The sequence below is a fragment of the Mycobacterium hippophais genome (assembly GCF_027529605.1).
GTDB lineage: Bacteria > Actinomycetota > Actinomycetes > Mycobacteriales > Mycobacteriaceae > Mycobacterium > Mycobacterium arseniciresistens.
In genome coordinates this window covers 1-1,521 of the sequence record NZ_JAPZPY010000026.1, presented here as the reverse complement: position 1 = coordinate 1,521, position 1,521 = coordinate 1, and the positions used below count along the sequence as shown (strand labels likewise).

Below are 1,521 nucleotides of genomic sequence, written 5' to 3'. Positions count from 1 at the left end.
GCCCAGGTGCTGGGATTGGATCGGGTGGGGGTCGACGACTCGTTCTTCGAACTCGGCGGGGACTCGTTGTCGGCGATGCGGGTGATGTCGGCGGTGAATCGGTCGCTGGACACCGATCTCGCTGTGCGTGTGTTGTTCGAGGCGCCCACGGTGGCGCAGCTGGCCACACGTGTCGACGGCCACGGCGGCGGGCTGGAGCCGTTGAGGGCGGCGCAGCGTCCTGCGGTGGTTCCGTTGTCGTTCGCCCAGAACCGGTTGTGGTTCATCGACCAGCTGCACGGGCCCTCGCCGGTCTACAACATGGCGGTCGCGCTGCAGATGGTGGGCGATCTCGACGTCGAGGCGCTGCACGCGGCACTGCTGGACGTGGTGACCCGCCACGAGAGCCTGCGGACGCTGTTCGTCGCGTCTGAGGGTGTGCCCCGGCAGGTGGTGGTGGCTGCCGAGGCGGTGGACTTCGGCTGGCAGGTGGTCGACGCCGAAGGCTGGTCGCAGGCGCGCCGCCGTGAGGCCGTCGAGGCCGCCGCGAGCCACGCGTTCGACTTGGCCGGCGAGATCCCCTTGCGGGCGATGTTGTTGCGGATTTCCGACGAGGAACACGTGCTGGTGGGAGTGGTGCACCACATCGCCGCCGACGGGACGTCGTTGTCGCCGCTGGTGGGTGATCTCGGTCGGGCATATGCAAGCCGCAGCGCCGGAAGCGCCCCTGATTGGGCGCCGTTGCCCGTGCAGTACATCGACTACACCCTTTGGCAGCGCGGTTATCTGGGCGATCTGGCTGACAGGCAGAGCCGCATCGCCGGGCAGTTGGCGTACTGGCAGGACGCACTGGCCGGGATGCCCGAGCGGTTGGCGCTGCCGGTCGACCGGCCCTATCCGTCGGTGGCTGATCAACGGGGCGCGGCGGTGGCGGTGGCGTGGCCGGCGGAGTTGCAGCAGCGGATACGGGAGGTGGCCGCCCAGCACGGCGCTACCGGTTTCATGGTGGTGCAGGCCGCGCTGTCGGTGCTGCTGGGTAGGGTCAGTGGGAGTTCTGATGTGGCGCTGGGTTTCCCGATCGCTGGGCGCAACGATCCGGCACTCGACGAGTTGATCGGGTTCTTCGTCAACACGCTGGTGCTGCGCACTGATCTGAGTGGGGATCCGACCGTCGCGGAGTTGCTGGCCGACGTGCGGGCCCGCAGCCTGGCCGCCTTCGAACATCAGGATGTGCCCTTCGAGGTGCTCGTCGAGAAGATCAACCCCACCCGCTCGATGGCCCACCATCCGCTGGTGCAGGTGCTGTTGGCCTGGAACAACTTCGCCGGCCACGATCTGGACCCGACGGCGGCGCTGGCCATGGGCAACGTGCGGGCCACCCAGATGCCGATCGAGACCCACACCGCGCGGATGGATCTGGCGTTCTCGCTGACCGAACGCTTCACCGAGGCCGGTGAGCCGGCCGGGATCTGTGGCGTGGTCGAGTACCGCACTGATGTGTTCGATGGTGCCTCGGTGGAGGCGCTTGTTGGGCGGTTGGTG

General features: G+C 68.2%; 1 protein-coding gene. It reads left to right on the top strand.

Translation table 11 applies throughout. From position 1 onward, the window contains the following. A partial coding sequence (locus O6P37_RS28380) for a condensation domain-containing protein (protein ID WP_269897210.1) occupies positions 1–1,521 on the top strand: 1,521 nt, incomplete at both ends.